This is a genomic window from Streptomyces sp. NPDC050549 (assembly GCF_040655035.1).
GTDB lineage: Bacteria > Actinomycetota > Actinomycetes > Streptomycetales > Streptomycetaceae > Streptomyces.
This window is the reverse complement of the sequence record NZ_JBFAJD010000094.1, coordinates 1-7,472: the sequence shown is the minus strand read 5'-3', so window position 1 is coordinate 7,472 and position 7,472 is coordinate 1. Positions and strand designations below refer to the sequence as shown.

Here is a 7,472-nt window from a genome sequence, read left to right as displayed (position 1 = left end):
ACGACCCCAGCGCCTTGGCGGCCCTGTTGAAGCTGCCGAGGTCGGCAACGATGACGAAACTGCGCATGAGGAGCAGACGGTCCATGGCGTTCCTCGGGTCGTCCACGGCACCGGCGTCCTCCGGGGCCGTGTCGAAGATGGGGCGATGCGGTCGGGCAGATCCAGTCGACGCACCCAACGGTAACTAAAACGATCTAGCGATCGCAACAGAGACCCTCGCGACCGGGAGACCTCGGGGCATCCCCGCAGGTGTCGGGCCCGCCACCCCCACCGCATCGCCCGCGCGTCAGTGCTTCTTCGTCGCGAACGGACGGGCCATGACCGTGCCGCGGACGCGGGTCTGGGCGTGGCGCTCGACGGCCGGGTTGGGCGAGCCGCCGTTCGGCTCGCCCCAGACGATCTCCACCCGGTCGCCTGCCGCGGCCTCCGGGGCGATGGTGCCGATCGAGATCCAGCCGCGCACGTTCGCGGAGTACGAAGTGAGCATCGCCGCTCCCACGAGTTCGCCGTCCTTCTCCACCCGGTCGAACTGGCAGGCGGTGTAGAACGCGGCCGGCATCTCCATGTACTTGAAGCGCCCCTCGCCCTTCTCGTACATGCTCGCGAAGATCTTGGCGACGTCGTCGCGGTCCCAGAGCACCCAGGCCTTGCGGCGGTGCGGCCGGTCCTTGATCGCCTCAAGTCCCTCGCGGCCGACGAAGTCGTGGTCGAACTTGAGGATGTGGCCGTAGCCGAGGTCCCACGGAGTGGTGTAGTACTCCTCGATCCGGTCGGCGACGAGGCTGCCGCCGAGCGCGAGGTTACCCTCGAAGGAACGCGCCGACTGCCACTCGCGGAACGCCTTCATGTCCTCGCCGGAGTAGGTCGCCGGCAGGGTGTTGGCGATCCAGCCCGACTCGGTGGCGACCGACGCGTAGGCACGGGCACCGACCTGGCGCAGGCCGTACTCGGCGCCGGCCTCGACGATGAGGTCGCGCACGGAGTCGATGTCCGCGTACGGCCCGGTGAACTCATAGCCGGGGAAGCCGGACATGCGGTGGTTGAGCGCTGTGACCTCGTGCGGGCCGACGTTGAAGCGGCCCATGGTGAAGAACGGGATGTCCGGCATCGGGCCGCCGTTGACCTTCTCGAAGATCGCCGCCGCGTGCGGGCCCTGCAGCTGGAGCCGGAACAGGTCCCGGCCCTTCGGGTTGTTCACGGTGCGCTCGTCCCTGCGGACGGTGACGTCCCAGTCTCCGGTGGCCGCGTTGAACTGGACCCAGTTGAGGGCCGGCGGCCTGCCGACGATCCGGACGTGGCGGTCGCCGACGCAGAACAGGATGCAGTCGCCGATCATGTAGCCGTCGGGGCGGACCGTGATGAGCTGCTTGGCACTCCCGGGGCCGAAGCCCTGGAAGCTGTTCGCCCCGAGGTGTTCGAGCAGCCTGTAGGTGTCGGGACCCTGCACGACGAGGTCCGTCATGTGGTGCGAGAGGTCCATCAGGGCGGCGCTGTTGCGCCATGCCTCCTGCTCGTCGCGCCAGTTGCTGAACTCGGGCTTGATCGGGAACGGGTACGCCCCGGAGCGCCCCTGCCGGAGCAGGGCGAGCGCCCCTCCTGCCTTGTTGATCTCTTCTTCGAGACTGGGCATGGGATTCCTCTCGGTCACCGGCGCACAGCCTCGTCGCTGTGCCCTGCGACCGTATAACAGATGTCTGTAAAGTTTTAAGACGTCTGAAACAATGTTCTCGGGCGGATACTGGCGTCCCGCACCAACGGAGGGCGACGATGGCTTCGGCGAAGGACAGCACGGGTCCGGCATGGCAGGACGGGCTCCCCCATGTGCTGTGGCGAACGCAGCAGGCCGTGCACGGGCGCCTTCAGAACGCCCTGGACGGACTCGACGTCACGGTGACCCAGCTCGGCCTCGCCGTTCACCTCGACGAACTCGGTCTGATGTCCGCCTCGGACCTCTCACGGCTCTTCCACATCACACCGCAGAGCGTGACGACAGCCCTCTCACAGCTCGAACGCGTCGGATGGGTACGGCGGTTGCCGCATCCCGTGCACAAACGCGTCATCCTGCACGAACTCACCGAAGCGGGCCTCGCCGGCGTCGCGGACGGCCGGGCACGCATCGCCGCGATCGACAGCGCCCTCGCCGAGATCCTGGGTGACGGAGGCAAGGACGAGGTCATCGGACAACTGCGGAAACTGCTCTTCGCGCTGGAGGGCGAGGATCCCGCCTACGCGGGGATGTGGCCGGTGGTCCCCACCACATCGTGAGCGACGGGCGTGAACCACACTTCGGCGCGACCACGACCCCGTCGCTGTTGTGAAGCGCGCCAATCCATCGCCTGTCCAGCGACACCGTGGGGGAACCGCACCACCCAGATGTACGGCTCTGGAGCCGGACGAGGCTACTTCGTCCCGGCTTCCGACTGTTCCCGGTCTCGACTATGTCAGGTCGGGGGCAAGCCGGTGTCCGACTGCGATTGCGGGCCTTGCGACGGCGATCCGAGAAGACCGTGCGGGAACTGTGCCGTCCAAACTGCCACTCCGACATCCCGCCCCGCCGGCCCTTCGCGGGCCTGGGGCGGTCACGCCGACGCGCGCACCACGATCCGGCCGCGCACGGGCGCCAGCCCTCCAGCGTCGATACCCAGGGCGTTGCGGGCGGCGATCCGCCCGAGGACCTCGGCATCGATGTGGACGGTGGTGAGCGCGGGCGTGGACAGCGAGCCGTGCTCGGTCTCGTCGAAGCCGATCACGGCCACATCCTCTGGCGCCCGCAGCCCCAGATCCCGGAGGGCCGTGAGGCTGCGCAACGCGACGTCGTCGTCCAAGGCCGCCAGGGCGGTCACCTCAGGGTGAGTGGCCAGGAACGACTCGACGGCCGTCGCACCGGCCTCCCTCGGCCTCTGCACGACGAAGGACTCCAGGGGCGGAAGCCCCCGACGCCGGGCCGCCTCCTGCGCGAACCCGAGCCGGGCCTCGATCAGCGGAAAGTCATGGTCGGGCGTCGCCATCGCAATTCGGACGTGCCCCCGATCGGCGAGGTATCCGATCTGCAGTGCGGCGTTGGCGGCAAACCCGCTTTCCCAGTCGTCCTCACTCGGTGCGTGCCCCTGCATGTAGACCTCGCCGAGCCGCAGCACCGCTCGCGGCACGATGGTGTCCAGAACCTTCTGGGTGGCCTCGGGGATCGAGTGCCCGTACCGGACGAGAAGCATATGGTCGTGTTCGGCCAACTCCTCGTCCAGGCCCCGGACATAGCTGCGGGAGAAGTTGCCCTCCATGCCCCAGTCGACGTTCAGCACCACGATGCGCGAAGACCCCTCGCGCAGTGCGCGGGCGATCCCGTGCGGGACGTATCCCAGGTCCTGGGCTGCCTCCATCACCCGCTCCCGGGTGGCCGCGGAGATCGTCTGGCGCGGGTCGTCATTGAGTACGAAACTCACCGTCGCCCGCGACACACCGGACGCCTTGGCCACGTCGGTCAACGTCACCCGACCCGAACGGCCCATGCTGGCCCACTCCCATCCGTCACCTCTGTACACTTCACGCCCCGCGAAAAGGCATCGCCGAAAGTACCCGCCCATAGAACGTGTAAGCACGTTGGACTCACTCTACGCGCTAGATCGTTTCAGCTTGCCAGACCAGGCTGCACCTCGACCGCCCCGGGGAACCGCGCACGGCCAGTGAACCTTTCAGTGCACCGAGTCGCACGCATGCGGCAACAGTGCGCTGCTCCGCCTACCGGCCTTCCGAACCTCCGCTTGCCATCGCCAGCAGTCGATGCAACTTCGTTCGATCTTCGGACGTTCCTGCTCCAGGGACGAGCATCAGGAGCCCATCCCCCTGGTCAATCCAGTCGAAGCCTCCACAGCAGAGACCTCGGGGTGCAGTCTCCAACGCCTCGATGATCAATAGGGCGCTCTCGCCGGGCACCCCACGCCCGAGCCGGGCGAGAACAGAAATCGGCGCCGTCGTATCCGTGCACGCCCTCGATCACCTGAGGCGACGTCCTGCGCGGGCGGCATCGGCGCCCCCTATCCCGCATGCCGCCGCGGGAAGGGATGACGAAATCGATTGGGCAATTTGCGAGAAAGGTGGTAAATCGATCTAGTCTTTCCAGGTGACTATCTTCGAGATCGTTGACACCGACTCCGACGGGTTTGCAGACAGATGCTCGCAGCGGGCCTGGGCCGACAGCACGCTGCGGCTGAAGGTGTCATCGGGGTTCTGGAGGAAAACGTCGTCCTGATGGGCAACCACACCTGCCAGCGGTTGCCCCAGGAGGCGGGCCACGATGTAGGCGGCCGCCATGCCGGTGACATCCCGGACGGTTCCCATGGGCAGCAAGGAACGCGTTTCGGCGATGGCCTCATGTTGGCCTGCCCTGATGAGCACCCGCGTGTTTGCAGAGACCCCGTGCGCGGCGATCGCAACGGCAATGTTGTCGAGGTCGTCCGAACCAACCGCGGCCAGGGCACGGGCGCTACCCAGACGGAGGCGCTCAAGAACGTGGCGGTCACCGCCGTCGCCCGTCATCACGGGCACTCCCGTGTTGCGGGCGAGTCGCGCAGCCGATGCCTGCGGGTCACGTTCGACGCCGACGACAGGTATGCCGAGGCTCCGCAGCTCGACACACAGGCGCATGCCCACCTGCCCCATGCCAACCACGATGACGTGTCCGGAGCGGGGCAGGGTCCGTGGTCCCACAAGGCCGATCAACCTCGGGCCGAGCATCCGATCCACCACTCCGGCGGTGAACAGCGCGCTGAATGCGACAGTGCCCAGCATCGCGAGTCCGGCGAACACATGATACGCGTGGGCCCCAGCAGGAGCGACAGCGGGGCCGACGCCCGCGACAACCCGCGCCGCGTCGAAGAACGCCTCCGACGCGGGGTGGCCGTGACCGGCAAGCCACGCCCAGTCCCCCATCAGGGCGACGAGGACGGCAAGCATCCCGACGATCAGCAGTCGAGTGCCGGCGTCGTGAGGCCGCAGCTGGCGCAGTGCCCAGTTGGCCCGGGTCCTCCACCGCGCCCGAGGCTTTTGGTGCCAGTCCTCAGCACGCAGGGCATGCTGGTTCTCGCGGACCGCTCGGATCAGGTCTCCGTGCCGCTGCACCGCGACGACTGCGGGGTCCAGACACGGACCGGCCAGCGCAGGCGCGACCAGGTCGGCCGGAGAGGTGACATCGCACTGCGGCAGCAGGCGGCTCAGTTCGTCAGCCACGGTGCGGTCGAAGACCGTGGCGATCAACGGAGTCAGCGGCGAGAGGTGAGCGAGAGCGAGGGCATAGCGCAGCGCAGCCACGTCGTCATGCAGAAGAACGGCCACTCCGTGGGGCCGTGTGCTCAGAGCGGTGCGGAGATCTTCGTCACGAGGCCGCGCGAGATGCTGGATCGCGTGGGGGCCCGCATGCAGCGTGGCGCACACGCGACTGGCCAGGTGCGTCTCGCCAATCACGACGTAGTGGTAGTTGCTGCCGGGGCGTACCGAGCGCATGGTCACGGTCCTGGACGTCCTGCCGTAAGAGGGCGTAATGAGGGAGTCTCGCCACGCCGGATCCGGTCAAGGGCCGCGCGTCGGTGTGCCGTCCGCGGCGTCCGCCCGTCATTGGCCATAGCAAGCCGCCGCGGGCGCGAGGTGGTTCGGTCGCTCTTGCGGTAGAGGTGATGGTAAAGGCGGTGTCCTGCACACCGGGCGAAAGCTAATATTGCGCCCTCAACGGGATATCGGGAGCCGAAGCGCTGACTGAGCGCGCCGCACACACCTCCCCGGCCGGCGGCGTCGATCAGCGCCCGTCCGATCACGGCGGTCACAGTCCGGTCCACAAAGACAAGATCTGCCCCTCCTCACGGACCGGACCGACCAGCGGAACGACGTCCACGCCTGCAGGGACCCCAAAGACATCCGACCCGGCCGATTGGCAGGGTGCCCGTCCACTGAACAACCCTGTCGGTACGCGCACTCGAAGGGCGAACGGCTGCCACAGATACGAGCTATACGGGTCTGTCCACCAACAGATCGTGATGAAGAACGTATCTGACCATGCTCCGCCCGATCAGCGCGCCCCGTCCGCGAGCTCGGGAGGAGCCGGAATCAAACAGACCTCTCCTGCTTCTTCAAGGAATCGCGCTCCCGACCAGCGGCGGAGCACGCACGGACAAGAGGTTCAACTGTGCGACCGGTTTCCCTTTCCATTCCGGCTCGGACCCTCCTTCCAGACGGCGATCTGCGCCTCGCTGCGCTCGCCGGCCTGCCGGGCCGGGACCTGCACGCTCCTGTGGGACACCGCCGGGCAGCAGCAACTCGGCACCGACCTGCCCACCGCCGGCGACGACATCGACACCCTCGCCTTCACCGACGACGGCGCCACCCTGTACGCCGGCGGCCCGGACGTGCTGCTGCAGGGCTACCCGGTCGCCCCGGACGACATCGTCCGCGTCCTGTGTGCCCGGGCCGGAGGCGGACTCACCGGCGCACAGTGGCGCACGTACGTGCCCGACGTGTCGTACCGGCAGGTGTGCCCAGCGACACACTGAGTGATGCCAGGCCGGCGCACCGGACGGGAGTCTTTTGTTCACAGTGACTGCGCCAGTCGCTGAAAAATAGCCCTGACCTGCAGGCTCGGAGACCAGTAAGCCACCGATCCCAGGTTTTGGTTCTCATGCGCGCACATCTCCCGCTCTCCTCCCTCCTGCTGCTCGTCTCGCTCTCCGTCGCGACAGCCTGCTCGTCCGGATCCCCCGACGGTGCGAATGCGACGACAGCCGAAGCACGCCCCGGCTCGTCCTCCGGCGTCTCCCCGGTCCACTCCGTGGATCCCTCGAAGATCAAGGGTCTTCAGCTCGTCAACGACAACAGCGAGAGCACCTCCTGCGCGTGGGCCACCAGCTACCCCGACGTGCCCGGCGCGAGCGCGATGACCGACGTGATGAAGAAGTACGTGGAGGAGCGCCTGGCAACCTTCCGCTCGACGTGTCAGGGCGACCACAGCGAGCTCAACATCAGCCACCAGTTCCTGGTCGCCTCAGGGGACGTCCTCGGCGTCCGGCTCACCACCCAGGACAGCACCGCCGCAGCGAACGGACTGGACCGTCGTACCTACTGGTACGACGGGAAGGCCGGCGCGTACCGCACCGCTCTCGCACTCGTCGCGGACGGTTCCCGGGACGCCTTCGTCGCCGCCCTGAAAGACAGGCTCAAGGGGCGGGAGGGCACGGACGCGGACACGCTGAACGAGGCGTTCGCCAAGCGCTCCAACCTCTCGTCCGTCCTCGACGACATGGACTTCACCGCGGACGGCGGGCTGCGGGTGACCTTCGACGCGGGCGCTGTGGGCGCCGACGCCGCCGGCTCCTACATCGTGACCCTGTCCAAGGCGACGGTCACCCCCTGGCTGTCCGCCTTCGGCAGGCGCGCCCAGCACCAGACCCTCCAGCCGTCCCGCTCACTCGACCTCGGGGCGACGAGCACGC

At 67.8% G+C, this 7,472-nt stretch carries 7 protein-coding genes; 3 read left to right on the top strand and 4 right to left on the bottom strand.

The features are described from left to right. Together AB0I51_RS47975 and AB0I51_RS47970 are read right to left on the bottom strand one after the other, a co-directional pair. Positions 1-85: LysR family transcriptional regulator (locus tag AB0I51_RS47975; protein ID WP_362978006.1), on the bottom strand; the 85-nt coding region annotated here is incomplete at its 3' end. Between the two features lie 201 nt (positions 86-286). Continuing rightward, entirely contained in the window at positions 287-1,630 is a 1,344-nt protein-coding gene (locus AB0I51_RS47970; RefSeq protein WP_362985780.1) for an aminomethyl transferase family protein, read from the bottom strand. Between the two features lie 137 nt (positions 1,631-1,767). On the opposite strand from AB0I51_RS47970, the gene AB0I51_RS47965 reads away from it, so the two are divergent. Next, positions 1,768-2,265, top strand: a complete 498-nt coding sequence (locus AB0I51_RS47965) for a MarR family winged helix-turn-helix transcriptional regulator (RefSeq protein WP_362985778.1) — start codon at positions 1,768-1,770, stop codon at positions 2,263-2,265. A 314-nt stretch (positions 2,266-2,579) separates the two neighbouring features. On the opposite strand, the gene AB0I51_RS47960 is transcribed toward AB0I51_RS47965, so the two are convergent. Further along, positions 2,580-3,506, bottom strand: coding sequence for a LacI family DNA-binding transcriptional regulator (locus tag AB0I51_RS47960; RefSeq protein WP_362985776.1), 927 nt, complete (start codon positions 3,504-3,506; stop codon positions 2,580-2,582). 598 nt (positions 3,507-4,104) lie between these two features. Next, the gene (locus tag AB0I51_RS47955) at positions 4,105-5,496 is read right to left on the bottom strand and encodes an NAD(P)-binding protein (protein WP_362985782.1); all 1,392 of its coding nucleotides are present in this window, start codon (positions 5,494-5,496) and stop codon (positions 4,105-4,107) included. 527 nt (positions 5,497-6,023) lie between these two features. On the opposite strand from AB0I51_RS47955, the gene AB0I51_RS47950 reads away from it, so the two are divergent. Continuing rightward, positions 6,024-6,536, top strand: a complete 513-nt coding sequence (locus AB0I51_RS47950; RefSeq protein ID WP_362985774.1) for a hypothetical protein — start codon at positions 6,024-6,026, stop codon at positions 6,534-6,536. Between the two features lie 125 nt (positions 6,537-6,661). Beyond that, positions 6,662-7,472, top strand: an 811-nt coding sequence (locus AB0I51_RS47945; RefSeq protein WP_362985773.1) for a hypothetical protein, incomplete at its 3' end; no start/stop codon positions are given.

Excerpts from the sequence above, each read along its gene's own strand:
- AB0I51_RS47970 (WP_362985780.1), bottom strand. The coding sequence starts at position 1,630 with ATGCCCAGTCTCGAAGAAGAGATCAACAAGGCAGGAGGGGCGCTCGCC.
- AB0I51_RS47965 (WP_362985778.1), top strand. The coding sequence starts at position 1,768 with ATGGCTTCGGCGAAGGACAGCACGGGTCCGGCATGGCAGGACGGGCTC.
- AB0I51_RS47960 (WP_362985776.1), bottom strand. The coding sequence starts at position 3,506 with ATGGGCCGTTCGGGTCGGGTGACGTTGACCGACGTGGCCAAGGCGTCC.
- AB0I51_RS47955 (WP_362985782.1), bottom strand. The coding sequence starts at position 5,496 with ATGCGCTCGGTACGCCCCGGCAGCAACTACCACTACGTCGTGATTGGC.
- AB0I51_RS47950 (WP_362985774.1), top strand. The coding sequence starts at position 6,024 with ATGAAGAACGTATCTGACCATGCTCCGCCCGATCAGCGCGCCCCGTCC.